Source organism: Vibrio sp. 1159 (assembly GCF_033340395.1).
GTDB lineage: Bacteria > Pseudomonadota > Gammaproteobacteria > Enterobacterales > Vibrionaceae > Vibrio > Vibrio alginolyticus.
This window is the reverse complement of record NZ_JAWOWL010000056.1, coordinates 1-18,033: the sequence shown is the minus strand read 5'-3', so window position 1 is coordinate 18,033 and position 18,033 is coordinate 1. Positions and strand designations below refer to the sequence as shown.

The following is an 18,033-nucleotide window of genomic DNA, read 5'->3' as shown; positions in this document are numbered from 1 at the left end:
TTAAAATACAAAACGCCCGATGAAGTACATCGAGCGTTTTAGTTAAAAAGTGTCAACCCATATCAGGACGGGTCATACAAGAGGAGAAAAGTAAGACACGCCACCTAATAAAGCGGCGCAGACGTACTATTTCGCGCTTTCTTCTTCCATTTGTGCGTTATCTACAACGTGGTTTTCACCTAAATCGTTTGGTAGCACAAGGTTAAGAATAATTGCCACGATACCGCATAGACTCACACCTTGTAGACTGAACTCACCAATACCGAAGGCCATACCACCAATGCCAAACACAAGGGTTACGGCAACAATCACTAGATTACGAGACTTATGTAAATCAACGTTATTCTTGATCAGTGTGTTGAGGCCTACCGTTGCGATAGAGCCGAACAGCAGAATCATGATACCGCCCATGACAGGTACTGGAATCGTTTGAAGAACCGCACCTAGCTTACCTACCAATGCAAGTACGATTGCGGTGATTGCTGCCCAAGTCATGATCACAGGGTTAAATGCTTTGGTTAGCATTACCGCTCCTGTTACTTCACTGTAAGTGGTGTTTGGTGGAGCACCCACCATCGAAGCTGCGATAGTTGCCACCCCGTCACCTGCGATTGTGCGATGAAGGCCTGGTTTTTTCAGGTAGTTTTTACCTGTAACGTTTGAGATAGCAAGCATGTCACCTACGTGCTCAACCGCAGGTGCGATAGCGACAGGAATCATGAACAAAATTGCGTTGATATTGAACTCTGGCGCGGTGAAGTTTGGCATGGCTAGCCAAGCCGCTTGTTCTACGGGAGTGAAATCAACCACCCCGTAGAATAGAGAAACAGAGTAACCAGCAAGAATACCACCAACAATAGGAACGAGCTTCAAAAAGCCTTTTGCAAAAACGCTGAGTACAATGGTTGTGAGCAGTGAGACCGCCGAGATAATGATCGCAGCATCACCATTAACTAGCTGTGCAGCTCCATCACCAGTTTTACCTACCGCCATGTTCACTGCTGTTGGGGCAAGGCCAAGGCCGATAACCATGATCACAGGGCCAACGACAACGGGCGGGAGAATTTTATGGATAAATCCAACACCACGCACTTTGATCATCGCCCCTAGAGCCACATAAACTAAGCCAGCTGCCATCAAGCCGCCCATCGTTGCACCGATACCCCAAGTTTGGATACCGAACATAATAGGAGCAATAAACGCAAAAGAAGAGGCAAGGAAGATGGGAACAGAACGTTTAGTCATTAATTGGAAGAGGAGGGTACCGACACCGGCACCAAAGAGGGCTACGTTTGGATCAAGGCCAGTTAGGAGCGGCACAAGCACCAAAGCACCAAAAGCGACAAAGAGCATTTGAGCGCCTTGTAACGCGTTTTTCATAATAATTCCCTATTTTCAAGATACGCAGACAAATCCGGCGAATACTATCATCCTGCAATCGTTTGCAATGTTGCATAGATCAAACTTTCGATTGAATTTTTCCCATAAATAGCACTTTTGAGAGTTGCTTGCTTGCAAATTGTCCTCTTTTACGTGTCTTGCGTGAAGATGAAAAATGGACAGCCTAACTTGTTGAGATAGCTTAATAAGCAATGAGTTTATTATAAAAAATAGCACTGAAGTGCTGGTTGAGGCCCGAGTTAACAAAGCTGGTCATAATACAGACAATTTACTCAGTACTTGCCTTGCTCAAGATTTGATAGTTGCTTATTATTCGGGTTCTTGTTCAGAGGATTATAAAAACTATGCGCTATTTAGCTCTCTTACTGATAGGTTGGTTGTCCCTACCAGTATATGCATTAACTCAGGTGGATATCTATCGTGCCGAAGTGGTTATCGACAGTGAGCAGAACGACGGTGAGTCTTTGGCTCGTCAACAAGGTATGCAGGATGTGATTGTTCGAGCGACCGGTTCTCAATCCTCTTTAAGCAATCCAGTGATTAAAAAGGCACTTAGCTCAAGTGCGCGTTACATTTCTCAACTAAGCTATGGGCAGGTTGATGGAAAAGCGAGCTTAAAAATGTTGTTTAACAACGACCAAATCAGCTCTCTTTTAACACAAGCACAATTGCCATCTTGGTCGCCAAATCGTGCCAATATTTTAGTTTGGATGGTTGAAGAACAGGGTTACGATCGTAACATTGCGTGGGAACATTCTGAATCTTCAAATGTTGCAGCACTTCGTAGCGCAGCGAAATTAAGAGGCCTACCAATCACTATCCCGGTTGGGGATTTTGATGATGTAACCGGTGTTAATGTCTCTGATCTTTGGGGCGGCTTTATTGAGCCAATTGGTCAAGCCAGCCAGCGCTACCCAGCTGACGCCGTTTTGGTTGTACGGGTTCAAGGTGAACAAATTCGTTGGACACTCTACGACCAGTCGCCAACGAGAATTGTAGAAGCGCAACGTTCTCCGCGTAGCGGGTCTGTATCAGGTGCTAATGCTATTGCAGAAATGGTGGATGGCATCGCAGACTACTATGCAAGTAAGAGTGCAGTTGTGGTTTCAGGAAAGTCTTCAAAAGCGCTAGCAGTGAAAGTCCTTAATGTAACCTCTGCCACGGACTTCTTCCGTTTAGAGAATGCGTTAAAACAACTTAATTCGGTTGCGGGTACAGAGATTAAGCGTGTTCAAGGGGACGAGTTAACGCTCAACATCCACCTTTTGGCATCACAACAAGCTTTTGAGAAAGAAGCTTCTTCTATTTCTCAATTAATGGTTTTTGAAGATCCTTTAGGTGAAGTTGATGCCCCAGCTTCAACTCAAGAAGAAGAGCCATTGGTTCAGAGTAATGAAGCAAAAGACGCCGCGACGCCAAAAGAAGCGCAGCCTGAAGTACCAGTAGATATTGTGGCAGAAGCAAGTGACGAAACACAGCCAACTCAGCCGATGATTGTGGAGCCTGCCCGAGAACAGTATGACTTGATCTACGAGTGGCGCTCGGCATCGTAATCTCCTTGGTAGCGTTCCAGGCGTGAAACGCAAGGATCAAAGACCAATGTGGTAAGCATAAAAAAGAGTCGCAATAGCGACTCTTTTTGTTTTCTAAATTCGTATTCGAACCAATGATCAGTGATTGACTGCAATTGGCGTTATTTATTGAATTTCGCTTTTTCTTCTTTTTCTACTTGAGAGAGGCGTTTCAACTTAAGACCTAGCTCTTTGCCTCTCGCTCTAGCAAACAAAATATTGCCAGCGAAACCGAGTGAAGTCAGTATCAGTTCCACTGCCGCAAGCCAGCGTTCACCCCCATCCACATAAAGGATGGTCAGCGCATGCAAGAAATACAGCATAAGAACAAAGTTAGCCCAAGCATGAGTGTAAGGCTTACCAGCTAAAATACCAGGCAACGGAAGTAGTAGCGGAATACACCAAGCAATAGCAAGTGTTGTGCTGCTGAGGTGGGGATGAGGGGATAACGCAAGCTGCCAAATAGCGACCCAGGCTAATAAGGCTAAGTTGCCAAATAAAGCCAGGTAACGATAGGTTTTAGCCTGTGTACCGAGTGGTGTTTGGTCTAAAGAGTCAGACATCGATTAACTATCCTTGATTTTACTAACAGACTTTTAGTTTTAACGCTGCAGTTGCCAGCCTTTTGCCTAATTGTTGTGCCAGGCGAATCTCTTCACTGCTTAGGGTTGCCTCATGGCCTACACTGCTGGCGCCATACGGAGTGCCTCCGGACTGCGTAGTGTGTAACTCTGGCTCGGAATAAGGAATGCCCAAAACCATCATCCCGTGATGCAATAAAGGGGTCATCATGCTTTGTAACGTTGTTTCTTGACCACCATGCATCGAGGACGAAGAGGTAAAGACACAAGCAGGCTTATCGATTAAGTCACCACTGACCCATAAAGATGTAGTCTGATCCCAGAAGTGCTTTAAAGGCGCAGCCATGTTGCCAAACCAGACGGGACTGCCAAACGCTAGACCGTCGCACGTTTTTAGTTCCTCTAGAGTAACAATTGGATCAGAAGGGGAGTGTGAGTGAGGTGACAATTCTTCAACTGTACGCAAAATTGCTTGGCATTGAGGAGTCGATTCGACTCCTCTTGCTATTTGTCTTGCCAGTTGTTTTGTCGAGCCATGACGGCTGAAATACAAAATAAGGATCTGGCAATCCATTTATAAAATATCCAACACTTGCTCTGGTGGGCGACCAATTTTTGCTTTGCCGTTAGCAACGACAACCGGACGCTCAAACAACTTTGGATTTTTCGCCATTGCTTCGAATAATTGCTCATCGCTGACGGAGTCTTCGCCTAAGCCAAGCTCTTTATATTCACTTTCTTTAGTGCGCATCATTTCACGTACAGATGAAAAGCCAAGCTGGGCGTACAGCGCTTTTAGTTCATCCACGTTAAGTGGTGTGTCTAGGTATTTGACGACTTCCGGTGTAACACCATTTTGCTCAAGCAGTTCAAGTGTTTGACGGCTCTTTGAGCAACGAGGGTTGTGATAAATCACGACTGACATGGTTTTCTCCATTTCGTTATTGTAATGCCATGAATCGATCTCTTTGGATCATGAGTTGGTCGATACGGGCATCGTATCGCGCTTGCTCTAAGCTGCCCAACTTGGCCATTTTACTTGCTTCACTATAATATTGAATCGCTTTATTCCAATTTGCTCGCAATGCCAAAATTTCTGCTCGAGCAGCCAACTCTTCATCGCTACGCCCCAGCGCGTGGTAGCTCTTCGATATTAGGTGCCAGCCATTTGTATCTTCAGGATAGTCATGAGTGTATCTTTGAAGAACTCGCGTGGCTTGATCGTTTTTATTGTCCTCAAGTAGCGCATTGGCGTAGTTAATGGTCAATACTTTATTTTGAGGGTTACGAGATAACGCTTTGCGGAGCATCTCGGTTGCTTTTTCTGGCTGCTTCTTCTCGATGTATAAATCCGTCATAGCGTCCAAGTAAAACGGGTTACTTGGGTCTTGTTCCAGTAACTTTTTCAAAATTGGTTCCGCTTGAGATAAGCGTTTATTGTCTAAATGCACGAGTGCTCGACCATAATCAAAAGCAGGTGTAATGTCCGCAGAGGCTTTCTTTTGGGTTCTCTCAAACCAGCTCAGGGCGGCTTGTCCATCAATGCCAGCGTAACGAGCCACAATGCGCGCGCGAGCTAGATGATAGTCTATTGAAGGCACAACACGCATTGGAGGATAGGTTCTTGCTCGCGCACGGCTATCGGTAATTCGATCTTCAGGCAAAGGGTGAGTCAGGAGCATTGGTGGCGGTTTACTCGCATAACGATACTCATCAGCAAGACGGCCAAAAAACCTTGGCATTGCTTGAACATCAAAGCCGGCTTTTGCTAGTGTCGAAATACCAAAGCGATCCGCTTCTTTTTCGTTTGCACGAGTGTAGTTGATTTGACTTTGCATGTTGCCCGCGGTTGCTGCTGTAATTGCAGCCATCCCCGCTTCGGGTGAGGCAATTGAAAGTAGTAGTGCCCCCGCAAGTGCGGCTAATGTGGCCGGAGAGCGACGCGCTTGTTCTTCCATACTCCGAGCAAGGTGACGTTGTGTGACGTGCGCTATCTCGTGAGCGACAACAGAGGCCAGCTCACTTTCTGAACGAGCATGAAGAAACAACCCAGAATGCAGCGCTACATAGCCACCAAAAAACGCGAATGCGTTGATATTACGGTCGCGAATCATAAAGAAGTGGAACGGCGTTTTTACATCATTCGCATTGGCCACTAATTTGTGCCCAAGAGAGTCAATATATTCATTGATGACAGGGTCATTAACGATAGGTTTACTGGCTCTGAGCATACGCATATAGGCGTCGCCATAAATCAACTCTTGGTCTATTGAAAGCGTGCCACCAGCAGCTGTGCCAATGTCTGGCAAGTCAATGCTATTGGCATAAGTTGTCGGCGAACTGATGGCAGCAGCAAGACATAAGCAAACTAGCGAGCGAGTGCGTTTTAACATACGTTTACAAGGTTCTCCAAAATACATAAGCATGTGGTTATAGGTCGAGAGCCTATTAACAGCGCCACATACGTTTTGGTTATCCGTGAGGATATAAGCTAACAGTAAGACCGGAAATAAATGAATTGGTTTCGTAAATTATTTTATATCCGAGCTATTTCAGCATGTGGTTAAATCATGTCAGAAGTGCTAGCACCAGCTCAAAAAGCCGTTACAATACAACCCTATCATAAGTGCAGAGCAATACAATGGAATCCATGTTACTTGATTTGCGTGAGCAACGTTGTCCTATGGCACTGTTACTTGCAAAGCGTCATGCTGCTGAGGTCTTTCAAGGAGAAGCAAAGCAGTATCATCAACTTGTCATTCAAGTGGTGGACAACAGCTCTAAACGAGACATTGTGAACTATCTTAGTGCCCAAGGGTACTCGGTTGATTGCCAATCTACATCAGAGCACTACACATTGACTGTCTTCAATAAGGAATCCGCATAAGATGTTTGAAATGGTTAGTCGTTGGTATAAACGACGTTTCTCTGACCCTCACGCAGTAAGTCTCGTCGCGATCTTGCTGTTTGGCTTTATCACCATTTACTTCTTTGGACACTTGATTGCGCCATTACTTGTCGCGATCGTTTTGGCTTATCTACTTGAATGGCCAGTTGTCAAAATGTGTCGTATAGGCGTGCCGCGCACCTTGTCGGTTATTATCGTGATCTTGGTCTTTGTCGGGTTGATGTTAATTGCTTTGTTTGGCTTGGTTCCGACGATTTGGACTCAGGTCGGTAATCTAATTAACGATATTCCGAACATGTACAACGGGCTACAAAAGTTTATTGTCACATTGCCAGAGCGCCACCCTGAACTAGCCAATTTAGAAATAGTAGAAACCGTGGTGACGAACGCCAAAAACCAAGCATTGGGGCTGGGTGAAAGTGTCGTCAAAGGGTCGCTTGCTTCATTAGTTAGCATTGCAACGCTAGCGGTATATTTGATCTTAGTGCCACTTCTGATCTTCTTTTTGCTTAAAGACAAAGAAGAAATGCTGCGAATCGCAAGCGGTATTCTGCCGAAAAACCGTAAATTGGCGAATAAAGTTTGGCATGAGATGAACGAGCAGATATCAAATTACATTCGCGGTAAAGTGTTAGAGATTTTAATCGTGGGCGGTGTGAGCTACGTGACTTTTGCCCTTCTAGACCTTCGTTACTCGGCGTTGCTTGCCGTAGCCGTTGGTCTGTCGGTTTTGATTCCTTATATCGGTGCGGCGGCTGTTACTGTACCTGTTGCTATCGTTGGTTTGTTCCAATGGGGTTTAACGCCTCCGTTTTATTGGTTGTTGCTTGCTTACGGTATTATCCAGGCGCTTGATGGTAATGTCTTGGTTCCTGTTCTGTTTTCCGAGGCAGTAAACTTACACCCAGTTGCTATCATTGTGGCTGTATTAGTCTTTGGTGGGCTGTGGGGTTTTTGGGGGGTGTTCTTCGCCATTCCTTTAGCGACATTAGTCAAAGCCGTATGGCATGCATTACCAAGCACGGAAGAAAACGAACCTGTCGAACAAGAGTAGTTGTTACCAAAGGTACGATGGTTAAAAGAAAGCCCAGCAGTTTGCTGGGCTTTTTGTTTGTAGAAAAACAATAGCGTTTAAGCGTTTTCGTTTAAGTAGTTTAATACGACTTCGTGGTGATCTTTGGTTTTGAACTTGTTGAACACATGTTCGATCACGCCTTCTTCATTGATCAGAAAGCTAATGCGGTGAAGACCGTCGTATACTTTGCCCATGAATTTCTTTTCGCCCCAAACGCCGAACTGGTCAGCAACGGCATGGTCTTCATCAGAAAGCAGAGTGAAGTTTAAATCATCGCGCTCGATGAACTTGCCTAGACGCTTTACAGGGTCGATGCTTACGCCGAGTACCACCACGTTATGTGCATCGAGTTCGGCTTTGATGTCACGAAGGCCTTTTGCTTGTGTAGTACAACCCGGCGTCATCGCCTTAGGGTAAAAGTAGAAAAGTACTTTCTTGCCTTTAAAGTCTTCAAGAGAAACGGTATTTCCGTCTTGGTCGAGCAAAGAGAAGGCTGGCGCTGGCGAGCCTGCTGTCAGCGTATTCATTTTGATTTCCTTTACTTTATAGTGTGTTTTTAATGAAATTCAGAGAACCTTGTACGTTGAGCGACTTACAAAGTTCATCGAAGTCTTCTTGTAATTGCATCAAATTAAAATCCGCGCTTACAGATGCAGTAATCGCAATGTGAAACTGGTCAGAGTCGAGTTGAATTTTCGACTTGCTGATGGTTTGCGCGCTAAGAGAGTCTAAACCAATCTGCTGATCAGCGAAGAACTTAGTAAATTTTTCAGTTAACCCAGGGCGGTCTTCAGACTCAATAAACACTTCCATGGTGTAGCTGTTATCGAGCAGTTCGTGCGCCGCTGTGCGTTTCATGATCGTAATAAGGTCATGTTCTTGGCCAAGCAGGGGCAATTGTGTTTCAACTCGAGTCACGCTGCTGGCGTTCCCAGTCAGGAGCATGATCAGCGTAAATTCGCTGCCAAAGATAGCGATACGGCTATCGACTATGTTACAACCAGCTTGAGTAACGAGCTGTACGACTTGGTTACAAATGCCTGGACGGTCCGTTCCAACTGCTGTAAGTACCAGATGTTGCTTCATAAATGAGCTTCTTGTCCTTTCTTCAATAGAGAGATGTTAGCACAGATATTGCGAAGAAATATCGAGCCAGTTCTTTTTTAGTCCATAAAAAAGCAGTCGGAGCTTGAGGGGAGTGGTGGGAAATAAACAGTAAATGCAGGCTATAGGATAAACAAAACGTTTGCATGATGTGCTTGCCTATTGTCTGGCCGTTTTATTCACTTAGATCTGACTTGGCTAACAAGACCAAAGAGTATATTTTCCTTGCTTGTGCTCTTCAGTATTTTCCAAATCACTGATAGATTCTAAAGTCACTCGAAAGCCCAACACGATTATCAATATTGCCGTTAATCAAACCAAATAGAGCAATTAAGTTGCTAGACCTCTAACAACTGATAATTATTCATTCATTTGTACTTTGTAAGCGAGTTTACGCTCTTGTGTTTTTCAATCGCATTACAGTACCATGCAGAAAGAGTTAAATGAGGGAGATAAACATGTTTTCAGGAAGTATCGTAGCGCTGATTACGCCATTCAAAGCAGATGGCGAAGTAGACTTTGACGGTCTGCAAAAGCTAGTAGAGTACCACGTTGAAGCGGGTACAGACGGTATTGTGGCAGTAGGCACAACAGGTGAGTCAGCGACACTGACCATTGAAGAGCATGTGAAGGTCGTTAATAAAACTGTTGAGTTTGCCGACGGTCGCATCCCTGTGATTGCTGGCACGGGTGCAAATGCAACCCATGAGGCAGTAACATTTAGCAAATTACTGGCTGATTCTGGTATTGCTGGCTTCCTGAGTGTGACACCGTATTACAACAAACCAACTCAAGAGGGTTTGTTTTTACATTACAAGGCAATTGCCGAAGCGAGTGACGTGCCTCTAATTTTGTACAACGTACCAGGCCGTACTGCTGTTGATATGCAGCCAGAAACAGTGGCACGCTTGTCAAAGCTTGATAATATCGTGGCTCTAAAAGATGCAACGGGCGATTTGGAACGAATTGCAATTCATCGTGAACTTTGTGGCGAAGATTTTATCTTACTAAGTGGCGATGATGCGACAGGGCTGGATTTTGTGAAACTTGGCGGCAATGGTGTTATCTCGGTAACGAACAATATTGCAGCTAAAGACATGGCAGACATGTTCCATTTGGCAAGTGAAGGTAAGTACGAAGAAGCAGAAGCGATTAACCAACGCTTGATGACTCTACACAAAAACCTTTTCATCGAAGCAAGCCCTATCCCAGTAAAATGGGCTGCGCAAAAGCTTGGTTTGATTGAAGAAGGTGGTTTGCGTCTTCCTTTAACTACGCTTTCTGAAAAATCGCAGCCGATCGTCGAGCAGGCGCTAACAGACGCCCATATTTATTAAGATTGAGCTATTAAGATTGAGTTACTAGGATTGAAGTTCATACTGGGGGCCAAAGCGCCCTCGGTGTTTTAGGAGTATAGATGAAGCTTTCAAGCCAGTTAGTGTTAAGTTCATTAGCTGTATTCGTATTGACTGCCTGTTCAGGTGGTGCCAATCAACGTCGTCAAGCAAAAGATGACTTCGAGTATTTGAACTCCCCAAATTTGGGTGAGTGGAATGTCCCACAGGGTGCACAGCCTCAGTTTTACCCTAACTACGAGATCCCTCAGGGTAACTACGCTGGTGGTGTCGGTAAAGATGTCGACATTCGTCCACCTCAACAAGTCCTAGAGCTTATTCCCGGTGCACGTCTAGACCGCAGTAGTGATGGTGAAGTGACACTTTGGCTACTTCGTAAAGATGAACTAGATAAAGTTTGGCAAACGGTGCAAAACATGGTCGCGGCTAACGAGATTCCAGTTGAAAGCCAAACAGACTCTCGCATCGAGACAGGATGGGTGACTTGGGATTCGCCAGATGAAGAGCTAGAAATTGGCAGCCGATATGAAATCGTACGCGCTGAAGCAAATGGTCGACACGGCTTTAAGGTGAGCCTTATTGACTGGCGTGAAGGCAATCAAGTGAAAGAAGTAACGGCGACCAACCGTGAGCGCTACAATGTGTTCATGACGAACTTGGTCACCGCTCGCTACGATCAAGAAGTGCGTGAAGAAGCACAGCGTAAAGCGCAAAAGTTGGTTAAACAGATCCCAATCACAATGGGTAAAGACCGCAGCGGACTTCCAGTGATTATCGCGCGTGCGCAATACAACATGCTTTGGCAACGTCTGCCTAATATTCTACCTAAGATGGGCTTTAAGATTGAAGAGCGTAGCCAGTCTCAGGGCACAATCACTGCGAAATATGCATCTCCGGATGATGAATTCTGGAACGATATCGGCGTTAAACCAGTGGAGTTAGCCGCTGGTAAGTACACATTCTTACTTGGTGATTTAGGCAACCGTACGTCTATCAATATCACCGACTCCTCTGGCAAGCCAGTAGAAGAAGAGTTTTTGAAATCACTAGCGCCTGTATTGGCTGCAACAGTGAAGCAGTAAACAAAGCGAGCTTAACGCGGCGTGTTTACTTAATGATAGAAAAGGGACCTAGTGGTCCCTTTTTTGATGTTTAGATTAAATGTGTCGAGATGAAGCTGGTGAGTAACTAACGAGGCTCGTTTTTGTTTTTATCTTCTTCAGCGTAGCGCTGTTTATCCAATGTGTTCAGCTTATCTAAATCGTTCTTACGGCTTTTATCCATCTGACCAAACTTCATTTTTGCGGTATATTTGAGTGCGGCAATATTACCAATGACCACGCTCAACACTACAATAATAATGACCCAAGGATTGGTTAGTATTTCTATCATAGAGCCTCCGGCGGCGTGATATTGTGAATAAATTTGGCAACGACGTTATCCAAATTATTCAGTATGACGTCAATCCCTGCAATGTTGTCGGTCTGATTTTGTTTAATCAACTGGCTTCTGAGTACATCAAGCGTCAACTGCTCGAGGCATTGCTGCCCGACAGCGCGGTGACTAATGTGCCAAGGCTCAATCGAAACGCCACCTAAATCATGCTGATAAGGAAAGAAGAAACCGAACCGACCAAGGTTGGCTTTTAACCATTGGTAGAACGCCTGCTGGTGGCCTTCAAGATACTCCCAAGGTTCCAACTTGAGTTTTGTGTCAGCAGGCAATAAATTGCGCGCATAGACATCAAAATCACAACCCCAATGATGACGACTTCCTCCGGGCAATGCCGACCAGCGCAAAATGGCCATCAATTTCTCTTTGTCATTTAACTCTGTTTTATTCAAAGGGCGGGAGTTGATGTCGAGAATTGGCAACTCACCAGAAAACTTCCCGTTCCAGATGGCTTTTTGGCGATTAAAGTCACGAAAACCACTGGCGATTTCCATTTTGAAACCTGCTTCTGTTGCCGCTTCAATCATCTTTAGCAGATCGTCAGCCACTTCAGGGTGGAGTAGAAACGCTTTTTGATCCACTAAAGTGGATTGAAGATGGGAATCAGTGATTCCGGTGAGTTGCTCTGGTGTCATTGTGTTCTCGCTGATTACTTCGCCAATAGGTGCTTCAACGTGTTTTCGTACATGTCCGTCAACTTTTCAAGATCGTCGACTTTCACACACTCGTTCACTTTATGAATCGTAGCGTTAACAGGGCCTAACTCTACGACTTGACCTCCCATTCGAGCAATAAAACGACCATCAGAAGTACCGCCAGTTGTAAGTAGCGCTGGCTTCGTATCATTGACTTCGGCCACAGCAGCTACAACTGCGTCTAGCAGTGCGCCCGTATCGGTCAGGAATGGGTCACCGTTGAATGTCCATTTTAGGTCGTAGTCCAGCTCATGCTTGTCCAATGTTTCGGTAACACGCTGAACAATTGCGTCATTGTTAAGCTCAGTACTAAAACGTAGGTTGAACTGAACATGGAACTCGCCAGGAATAACATTAGACGCACCAGTGCCAGCCGATACATTCGGGATCTGAAAACTAGTCGGTGGGAAGTAATCATTCCCTTTGTCCCATTCTGTCGTCGCGAGTTCATGAATCGCGAGTAGAGACTCGTGCACTGGATTGCTGGCTAGGTGAGGGTAGGCCACGTGACCTTGTGTTCCTTTTACCGTTAAATCACCAGTGATGGATCCACGGCGTCCATTTTTCACTACATCGCCAACCACGTCGGTGCTGGATGGTTCACCAACAATACACATATCGATGTTCTCACCACGTTCCATCAACGTTTCTACAACGCGAACGGTACCATTGATAAATGGCCCTTCTTCATCTGACGTAATCAAAAAGCCAATTGAGCCTTTGTGGTCTGGGTTTTCTTCAATGAAGCGTTCGACAGCAACGACCATAGCAGCTAGCGACCCTTTCATGTCAGCTGCGCCGCGGCCATGCAAGTAACCATCAATAATGGTCGGTTCAAACGGATGTGTATTCCAGTGTTCCAATTTGCCAGCTGGTACCACATCGGTGTGGCCAGCAAACGCAAATAGCGGCGCTTCTGAACCACGTCGAGCCCAGAAGTTCGTGGTGTCTTCAAATACCATCACTTCAATTTCAAACCCGAGTGCTTTTAAGCGCTCGATCATCAAATCCTGACAACCTGCGTCTTCCGGCGTTACGGACTGTCTACTGATCAGATCTTTAGCAAGTGCCAATACTGGACTGTCTGTCATCCTTGAGTATTCCTTTATTTAAGAGTTGAAAATGCTAGCGTATTGATCAGCTTTAAAACCGATATGAAGTTGATCATTCACTTTTAAAATTGGGCGTTTAATCATCGCAGGGTTTTCTACCAAAAGAGCGATGGCGTTTTCCTCGTTAAGTGTGTCTTTCTGCTCTTGCGCTAATTGGCGGTAGGTTGTGCCACGTTTATTGAGCACCTGTTCCCAACCTAAAGCGCGACAAAATTCACTTACCATTTCTGCATCAATGCCTTGCTTACGGTAGTCATGGAAGTCGTAAGCAATATCCTCGGCTTCTAACCATTTCTTGGCTTTTTTGATCGTATCGCAGTTGGGAATACCAAACATGGTAATCGACATAGTCTTTCCTTTTTCTTTGTTCTATTTTTCACTGGCGCGGTTAAGACGCACTTAAGTGATTTGGGCTGTTAAAGCATCCTATCAAGAAGCAATCAAACTGACAAAATGCGGTGGAAAATATTTTCAGATAGATTGAGATAACTAATGTCACATAACTTATTTACGATGAATGCGCTATAAATCGAATAAAAATTCGTCTAAATCAAATGGAAAAGTCGAGTTATTGATCAAACGCAACACCTCGCTGAGCAAAAACGAAATAATGAATCAGCACAATTTTAGGAGGTGTCAATGGAATTGAGTCCTGTTTTTGCAAGGCGGCTATATTTGGCCTTGTTGGTGGAAAACCTAGAAAGGCCGAATGTGCCAAAGTTGATCGAAAAAACGGGGTGGCCTCGTCGTACTATTCAAGATGTACTCAAGGCGTTACCTGGGATCGGCATTGAACTCATATTCGTTCAAGATGGCCGACGTCATAATGACGGCTATTATCAACTTTCAGATTGGGGGCCTTTTGATAGCCAATGGGTTCTAGAGCGGGAGAGAGATATCGCTAGCAGTCTTGGATTTCGTGCATAAGCCAGCAATTGCTGGCTTTTTTCATATTCAGGCCTCATCCATTGCAGCGGTAGGCGGAACCCAGCACGCTAAATGAAGTGATAAAATCTTGTGGGGAAACCATAAAAACGGTGTCCGCATCGATAGCCGCTGCATTGTTTTTTAAATCGTTCATCGCGCCTTGCATCATCGCGTCATTAGTCATGAAAATGTAGTTATACCAATGGCCTTCACTTCCGGTGACTTCGCCTTTGTATTCGCATCGCTCAGGGTCGAATTGCGCGTCAATGCGAATATGAACATCTTGACTTTGAGCATGAGTAAGGTGAGAAGGCATCGTGCAACCCGTTAGAAGCACGACAAAAAGTCCAAGTAACAGGCGTTTCATTAGCTATTTCCCCAATACTATGTAAGCAGCAAAGCCAATCCAGCTCAGGACAAGTAGTGTCCAAGGCAGTTTGCTTGATGAATGGTTTGGCGCATCGTCGGTGATATTGTCTTGTTCGATAATCTCTTCATGCTGACGTTGTTTTTCACGTTGCTGTTTTTTCTTCGCTTTATCGGCTTGGCGGTTGCGCTCTTTTTGTTGTTTCTTATATTGCGCGATGCCTTTTTCGATACCTTGAGCGATGAGCTTGGTTTGCTCTTTGGTTTGCCCCGGTTTCTGCGTAGATTTGGCAATTCTCATCGCTTCGGCTTGAGTTTCTTGAGAAGGCACAGGGGTGGCAGGAGTTCTTTTTTTCATGTTTCTCATCAACGTCGCTGTAAATCTTTGTTTAGTTTACCTGTGTAAGGTGCTGAAATGAACTTCAGTTCTCATCTTTGTTGGCTTGCAACTCTGAAACGATAGGTTAAAGTGACGTTTTTATCACATAAAGAAGAAGATGTTGTGCGCTATTCGTTTGACCAATATGACGCCCATGGATTTTTAAAGGCGCCGATCATTTTATGGGTGGGATGGATGTTTCTTGTGCGTTCATGGGTGGTGTTTGCCATGGCTGGTGTAAGTCGTGATAGTGGCAGTAAGCTACTCGCTATTGTTTACCCAGATTCAAGTACGTTGTATTTAGGTTTGGCGATGGGCATTCCAAGTTTGCTTCTTATGTGGTTAATGGGGCTTCGTCATCCCCACAGAGGATGGGTAAACAGAATTACTCGCTATGGTCGCGAGATCACTTTGATCTTGTGCGGTATTCAACTTGCTCAGACCATGTATCATGTGTACCTAGAACATGGAGTGTTTAATTGGGCAAACGCCCTTACCATTACCTTATTAGCTTGGTTTATGATCTATCTTCTAAATGGAAGATGGGTAAAAGACTGTTTTCATGTGCCACAATTAGCGCACGATGAACAGCAGCATTCAAAGAATTAAAAACAATAACTTCCCACTCTGGGGCAAAGTAATAGAGGAAACCTCAATGTCACAAGCTCAAACGGCGATCGTGCCAGAAGCCGGGCCATTTGCACTGTACACTCAACTCAAAGTGAACCAAAACCGTGAAAACGTATTAGAAAAACTGAAAGCACTGCCAAAGTTGGTGGAAGAGTTAAACATTACCCAGCCGGGTGCAGCGCTGACGCTTTCTATCGCATTCACAAAATCGTTTTGGGAACACCTTAATGTAGACGCGCCAGAAGAGCTTATTGATTTTACTCAACTTGGCGAAGGTGACATCGTTGCTCCAGCAACAGACGTAGATGTACTGATTCACTGTCACTCGACTCGTCACGACTTGCATTTTTACGTGTTGCGTAAGTTCCTAGAAGAGACGGCACAAGATGTCACCATTGTGAACGAAACATATGGGTACCGTTACCTTGATGCTCGTGATATGACAGACTTCATTGATGGCACAGAAAACCCGAAAGGGGAGGCTCGCGCTGATGTGGCTCTAGTAAAAGAGGGCCCATTTGCTGGAGGCAGTTATGTTATGGCTCAGCGCTTTGAACATAACCTTGCCGCTTGGAATCGATTGAATGTCAAAGCGCAAGAAAAAGTGATTGGTCGTACCAAGCCAGACTCTATCGAGCTAGAAGACGTTCCTGCTGCATCACACGTTGGTCGCGTTGATATCAAAGAAGAAGGTAAAGGTTTGAAGATTGTTCGCCACAGCTTACCATACGGGACGGTGACAGGGCCTCATGGCCTGCTGTTTATTTCTTACTGCAATACACTTCATAACATTAAAGTGATGCTAGAAAGTATGTACGGCGTGACAGATGGTAAAACAGACCAAATGCTTCGTTTCACAAAAGCGGTAACTGGTGCGTACTTCTTCGCTCCTTCGCAAGAAATGCTCGCGGAGCTAGCCATCAAGTAAGTTCTCAGACTTCATTTCTTAAGCCCTCCAATGGGGGGCTTTTGTTTTCTATTTCTATTCCAATCTCTTTTCAAAAAACACTAAACTTTTCTGTTACTTGGTCGATAAGTACTCAAAGCCTTAATTTATTTGGAGTCTGTGTCTCGTGGCGATCACCGTTAATACCAATGTGGCAGCACTCGTCGCACAGCGTCATTTGACCAGTGCAACTGACATGCTGAACCAATCCATGGAGCGTTTGTCTTCAGGGAAGCGTATTAATAGCGCAAAGGATGACGCTGCGGGTCTGCAAATATCCAACCGCTTGCAATCACAAATGCGTGGTTTGGATGTCGCGGTACGTAACGCGAATGACGGCATTTCCATCATGCAAACTGCGGAAGGCGCGATGAATGAGGTGACCAATATCATGCAACGTATGCGTGATTTGTCGCTACAGTCAGCCAATGGTTCAAACAGCAAAGCGGAGCGCACTGCACTGCAAGAAGAAGTTTCTGCTTTAAATGATGAGTTAAGTCGTATTGCAGAAACGACCTCCTTTGGCGGACGTAAATTGCTGAATGGCACATTCGGTACATCGTCTTTTCAAATCGGTGCAACGGCTGGTGAAGCGGTACAAATTGGCCTGCGGACCATGCAGCCGGAATCTTTAGGTAGCTTTTCAATGAGCTCATATCAAAGAGTCAGTTCAGATTGGACGGTTCAAAACGGAAATAATGAAATTGTTATCAGCTACCGTGATAACAATTTTGAAGAGCAGGAGATCCGTATTGAAGCTAAAGCTGGCGACGATATAGAAGAACTCGCGACTTACATTAATGGGCAAACCGATAAAGTGAAAGCGTCTGTTAATGAGGAGGGGCAACTGCAGTTACTCATGTCCCACAAGGACGCCATAAAATACCCTGGACCAACCTTCAGTGGTGGCCTGGCTGATGAGTTAGAACTTGGCAAGTATGTCACCGTAAATAGAACGGTAGATAGTATTGATATTAGCACGGTCGGTGGCGCTCAGATGGCGGTCGGCATTTTAGATGATGCTTTGAAAACGGTAGATGGCAGTCGTGCGGAGTTAGGCGCGTATCAAAACCGCTTTAATCACGCGATCAATAATCTCGATAACATCCACGAAAACTTAGCTGCTTCCAACAGTCGTATCCAAGACACTGACTACGCGAAAGAAACCACGCAAATGGTGAAGCAGCAGATTTTACAGCAGGTCAGTACTTCTATTCTTGCACAAGCAAAACAAGCGCCCAACCTAGCATTAACTTTACTTGGCTGATGAACGGCCTTGCCCGAATTTAACGTAAAACCTGCCTGTATCGACAATTCGAAAAGAAGCTTTAGCGAAAAATGAAAGTTTTTTTGCTTTTTTATCCGCTTTGTCACGATTACCCCTCCAAACGAATTATTTTCAAAAAAATCCAAAATTTTCTCTAAAGAAAACAGGGCATGCGCCGTTAATAAAAGTAACTTTGAGAGAACTACTTGGTTTTCCGAGACGTCGGAAACCGCTACACCGGAAAATCAATTGGAGAAATCACCA

22 protein-coding genes are annotated in these 18,033 nt (G+C 45.0%); 9 read left to right on the top strand and 13 right to left on the bottom strand.

Features of this window, described 5'->3' with window-relative positions; translation table 11 throughout:
* Positions 1-126: 126 nt before the first annotated feature.
* A complete protein-coding gene (locus tag R7127_RS25140; RefSeq protein WP_005389855.1) occupies positions 127-1,380 on the bottom strand; it encodes a uracil-xanthine permease family protein in 1,254 nt (417 codons plus the stop codon).
* 365 nt (positions 1,381-1,745) lie between these two features.
* Between R7127_RS25140 and R7127_RS25135 the strand changes: the two genes are divergently transcribed.
* Positions 1,746-2,954, top strand: a complete 1,209-nt coding sequence (locus R7127_RS25135) for a DUF2066 domain-containing protein (protein WP_172563520.1) — start codon at positions 1,746-1,748, stop codon at positions 2,952-2,954.
* A gap of 140 nt (positions 2,955-3,094) precedes the next feature.
* Here the strand turns inward: R7127_RS25135 and R7127_RS25130 are convergent, their stop codons facing one another.
* Genes R7127_RS25130 through R7127_RS25115 form a run of 4 tightly spaced genes read right to left on the bottom strand, consistent with a single transcriptional unit; the run spans position 3,095 to position 5,946 of the window.
* Entirely contained in the window at positions 3,095-3,535 is a 441-nt protein-coding gene (locus R7127_RS25130) for a DUF2069 domain-containing protein (protein WP_005380407.1), read from the bottom strand.
* 22 nt (positions 3,536-3,557) lie between these two features.
* Complete coding sequence (wrbA, locus tag R7127_RS25125; protein WP_005380409.1) at positions 3,558-4,127, bottom strand: NAD(P)H:quinone oxidoreductase; 570 nt, start codon at positions 4,125-4,127, stop codon at positions 3,558-3,560.
* Positions 4,128-4,478: an arsenate reductase (glutaredoxin) gene (gene arsC, locus R7127_RS25120; RefSeq protein WP_005380410.1), complete on the bottom strand. Its 351-nt coding sequence runs from the start codon at positions 4,476-4,478 to the stop codon at positions 4,128-4,130.
* Positions 4,479-4,494: 16 nt separating this feature from the next.
* A complete protein-coding gene (locus R7127_RS25115; protein WP_005394337.1) occupies positions 4,495-5,946 on the bottom strand; it encodes a tetratricopeptide repeat protein in 1,452 nt (483 codons plus the stop codon).
* A 257-nt stretch (positions 5,947-6,203) separates the two neighbouring features.
* On the opposite strand from R7127_RS25115, the gene R7127_RS25110 reads away from it, so the two are divergent.
* Together R7127_RS25110 and R7127_RS25105 are read left to right on the top strand one after the other, a co-directional pair.
* Positions 6,204-6,440, top strand: coding sequence for a sulfurtransferase TusA family protein (locus R7127_RS25110; protein ID WP_005380414.1), 237 nt, complete (start codon positions 6,204-6,206; stop codon positions 6,438-6,440).
* 1 nt (position 6,441) lies between these two features.
* Entirely contained in the window at positions 6,442-7,515 is a 1,074-nt protein-coding gene (locus R7127_RS25105) for an AI-2E family transporter (protein ID WP_005380416.1), read from the top strand.
* A 77-nt stretch (positions 7,516-7,592) separates the two neighbouring features.
* Here the strand turns inward: R7127_RS25105 and bcp are convergent, their stop codons facing one another.
* Together bcp and R7127_RS25095 are read right to left on the bottom strand one after the other, a co-directional pair.
* The gene (gene bcp / locus R7127_RS25100) at positions 7,593-8,063 is read right to left on the bottom strand and encodes a thioredoxin-dependent thiol peroxidase (protein WP_005380418.1); all 471 of its coding nucleotides are present in this window, start codon (positions 8,061-8,063) and stop codon (positions 7,593-7,595) included.
* A 16-nt stretch (positions 8,064-8,079) separates the two neighbouring features.
* Positions 8,080-8,622, bottom strand: a complete 543-nt coding sequence (locus R7127_RS25095) for a glycine cleavage system protein R (RefSeq protein ID WP_005380420.1) — start codon at positions 8,620-8,622, stop codon at positions 8,080-8,082.
* Positions 8,623-9,098: 476 nt separating this feature from the next.
* On the opposite strand from R7127_RS25095, the gene dapA reads away from it, so the two are divergent.
* Both dapA and bamC read left to right on the top strand, forming a co-directional pair.
* A complete protein-coding gene (gene dapA / locus R7127_RS25090; RefSeq protein ID WP_005380422.1) occupies positions 9,099-9,977 on the top strand; it encodes a 4-hydroxy-tetrahydrodipicolinate synthase in 879 nt (292 codons plus the stop codon).
* An 80-nt stretch (positions 9,978-10,057) separates the two neighbouring features.
* Positions 10,058-11,077, top strand: a complete 1,020-nt coding sequence (bamC, locus tag R7127_RS25085; RefSeq protein ID WP_318142146.1) for an outer membrane protein assembly factor BamC — start codon at positions 10,058-10,060, stop codon at positions 11,075-11,077.
* Positions 11,078-11,183: 106 nt separating this feature from the next.
* On the opposite strand, the gene R7127_RS25080 is transcribed toward bamC, so the two are convergent.
* Genes R7127_RS25080 through R7127_RS25065 form a run of 4 tightly spaced genes read right to left on the bottom strand, consistent with a single transcriptional unit; the run spans position 11,184 to position 13,602 of the window.
* Positions 11,184-11,387 (bottom strand): DUF2897 family protein, encoded by a 204-nt coding sequence (locus R7127_RS25080; RefSeq protein WP_005380425.1) that lies wholly within the window; start codon positions 11,385-11,387, stop codon positions 11,184-11,186.
* Complete coding sequence (locus R7127_RS25075; RefSeq protein WP_042521432.1) at positions 11,384-12,082, bottom strand: M15 family metallopeptidase; 699 nt, start codon at positions 12,080-12,082, stop codon at positions 11,384-11,386. Before R7127_RS25075 ends, R7127_RS25080 begins: the two co-directional genes overlap by 4 nt.
* 14 nt (positions 12,083-12,096) lie before the next feature.
* The gene (gene dapE, locus R7127_RS25070; RefSeq protein ID WP_005380429.1) at positions 12,097-13,233 is read right to left on the bottom strand and encodes a succinyl-diaminopimelate desuccinylase; all 1,137 of its coding nucleotides are present in this window, start codon (positions 13,231-13,233) and stop codon (positions 12,097-12,099) included.
* An 18-nt stretch (positions 13,234-13,251) separates the two neighbouring features.
* Positions 13,252-13,602 carry an ArsC family reductase gene (locus R7127_RS25065; RefSeq protein WP_005380431.1) on the bottom strand — a complete coding sequence of 117 codons (351 nt, stop codon included), beginning with the start codon at positions 13,600-13,602 and terminating at the stop codon, positions 13,252-13,254.
* Positions 13,603-13,893: 291 nt separating this feature from the next.
* Between R7127_RS25065 and R7127_RS25060 the strand changes: the two genes are divergently transcribed.
* Positions 13,894-14,181, top strand: a complete 288-nt coding sequence (locus tag R7127_RS25060) for a winged helix-turn-helix domain-containing protein (RefSeq protein ID WP_005380433.1) — start codon at positions 13,894-13,896, stop codon at positions 14,179-14,181.
* 34 nt (positions 14,182-14,215) lie between these two features.
* Here R7127_RS25060 and R7127_RS25055 read toward each other — a convergent pair whose 3' ends face one another.
* Together R7127_RS25055 and R7127_RS25050 are read right to left on the bottom strand one after the other, a co-directional pair.
* Entirely contained in the window at positions 14,216-14,548 is a 333-nt protein-coding gene (locus R7127_RS25055; protein ID WP_005380435.1) for a DUF4156 domain-containing protein, read from the bottom strand.
* A gap of 3 nt (positions 14,549-14,551) precedes the next feature.
* Positions 14,552-14,905, bottom strand: coding sequence for a DUF2956 domain-containing protein (locus tag R7127_RS25050; protein WP_005380437.1), 354 nt, complete (start codon positions 14,903-14,905; stop codon positions 14,552-14,554).
* Positions 14,906-15,049: 144 nt separating this feature from the next.
* On the opposite strand from R7127_RS25050, the gene R7127_RS25045 reads away from it, so the two are divergent.
* The 3 genes from R7127_RS25045 (at position 15,050) to R7127_RS25035 (ending at position 17,769) form a co-directional block, all read left to right on the top strand.
* The gene (locus R7127_RS25045) at positions 15,050-15,535 is read left to right on the top strand and encodes a DUF2919 domain-containing protein (protein ID WP_213899298.1); all 486 of its coding nucleotides are present in this window, start codon (positions 15,050-15,052) and stop codon (positions 15,533-15,535) included.
* A 46-nt stretch (positions 15,536-15,581) separates the two neighbouring features.
* Complete coding sequence (locus tag R7127_RS25040) at positions 15,582-16,484, top strand: Dyp-type peroxidase (RefSeq protein ID WP_318142147.1); 903 nt, start codon at positions 15,582-15,584, stop codon at positions 16,482-16,484.
* A gap of 145 nt (positions 16,485-16,629) precedes the next feature.
* A complete protein-coding gene (locus tag R7127_RS25035; protein ID WP_005380443.1) occupies positions 16,630-17,769 on the top strand; it encodes a flagellin in 1,140 nt (379 codons plus the stop codon).
* Positions 17,770-18,033: the final 264 nt, after the last annotated feature.

Bases quoted from the DNA above. Each gene is read 5' to 3' on its own strand.
- R7127_RS25065 (WP_005380431.1), bottom strand. From the start codon at position 13,602: ATGTCGATTACCATGTTTGGTATTCCCAACTGCGATACGATCAAAAAA.
- R7127_RS25115 (WP_005394337.1), bottom strand. From the start codon at position 5,946: ATGTTAAAACGCACTCGCTCGCTAGTTTGCTTATGTCTTGCTGCTGCC.
- bamC (WP_318142146.1), top strand. From the start codon at position 10,058: ATGAAGCTTTCAAGCCAGTTAGTGTTAAGTTCATTAGCTGTATTCGTA.
- R7127_RS25135 (WP_172563520.1), top strand. From the start codon at position 1,746: ATGCGCTATTTAGCTCTCTTACTGATAGGTTGGTTGTCCCTACCAGTA.
- R7127_RS25040 (WP_318142147.1), top strand. From the start codon at position 15,582: ATGTCACAAGCTCAAACGGCGATCGTGCCAGAAGCCGGGCCATTTGCA.
- R7127_RS25050 (WP_005380437.1), bottom strand. From the start codon at position 14,905: ATGAAAAAAAGAACTCCTGCCACCCCTGTGCCTTCTCAAGAAACTCAA.
- bcp (WP_005380418.1), bottom strand. From the start codon at position 8,063: ATGAATACGCTGACAGCAGGCTCGCCAGCGCCAGCCTTCTCTTTGCTC.
- arsC (WP_005380410.1), bottom strand. From the start codon at position 4,478: ATGTCAGTCGTGATTTATCACAACCCTCGTTGCTCAAAGAGCCGTCAA.
- dapA (WP_005380422.1), top strand. From the start codon at position 9,099: ATGTTTTCAGGAAGTATCGTAGCGCTGATTACGCCATTCAAAGCAGAT.
- wrbA (WP_005380409.1), bottom strand. From the start codon at position 4,127: ATGGATTGCCAGATCCTTATTTTGTATTTCAGCCGTCATGGCTCGACA.
- R7127_RS25105 (WP_005380416.1), top strand. From the start codon at position 6,442: ATGTTTGAAATGGTTAGTCGTTGGTATAAACGACGTTTCTCTGACCCT.
- R7127_RS25055 (WP_005380435.1), bottom strand. From the start codon at position 14,548: ATGAAACGCCTGTTACTTGGACTTTTTGTCGTGCTTCTAACGGGTTGC.
- dapE (WP_005380429.1), bottom strand. From the start codon at position 13,233: ATGACAGACAGTCCAGTATTGGCACTTGCTAAAGATCTGATCAGTAGA.
- R7127_RS25095 (WP_005380420.1), bottom strand. From the start codon at position 8,622: ATGAAGCAACATCTGGTACTTACAGCAGTTGGAACGGACCGTCCAGGC.
- R7127_RS25110 (WP_005380414.1), top strand. From the start codon at position 6,204: ATGTTACTTGATTTGCGTGAGCAACGTTGTCCTATGGCACTGTTACTT.
- R7127_RS25130 (WP_005380407.1), bottom strand. From the start codon at position 3,535: ATGTCTGACTCTTTAGACCAAACACCACTCGGTACACAGGCTAAAACC.
- R7127_RS25060 (WP_005380433.1), top strand. From the start codon at position 13,894: ATGGAATTGAGTCCTGTTTTTGCAAGGCGGCTATATTTGGCCTTGTTG.
- R7127_RS25080 (WP_005380425.1), bottom strand. From the start codon at position 11,387: ATGATAGAAATACTAACCAATCCTTGGGTCATTATTATTGTAGTGTTG.
- R7127_RS25075 (WP_042521432.1), bottom strand. From the start codon at position 12,082: ATGACACCAGAGCAACTCACCGGAATCACTGATTCCCATCTTCAATCC.
- R7127_RS25140 (WP_005389855.1), bottom strand. From the start codon at position 1,380: ATGAAAAACGCGTTACAAGGCGCTCAAATGCTCTTTGTCGCTTTTGGT.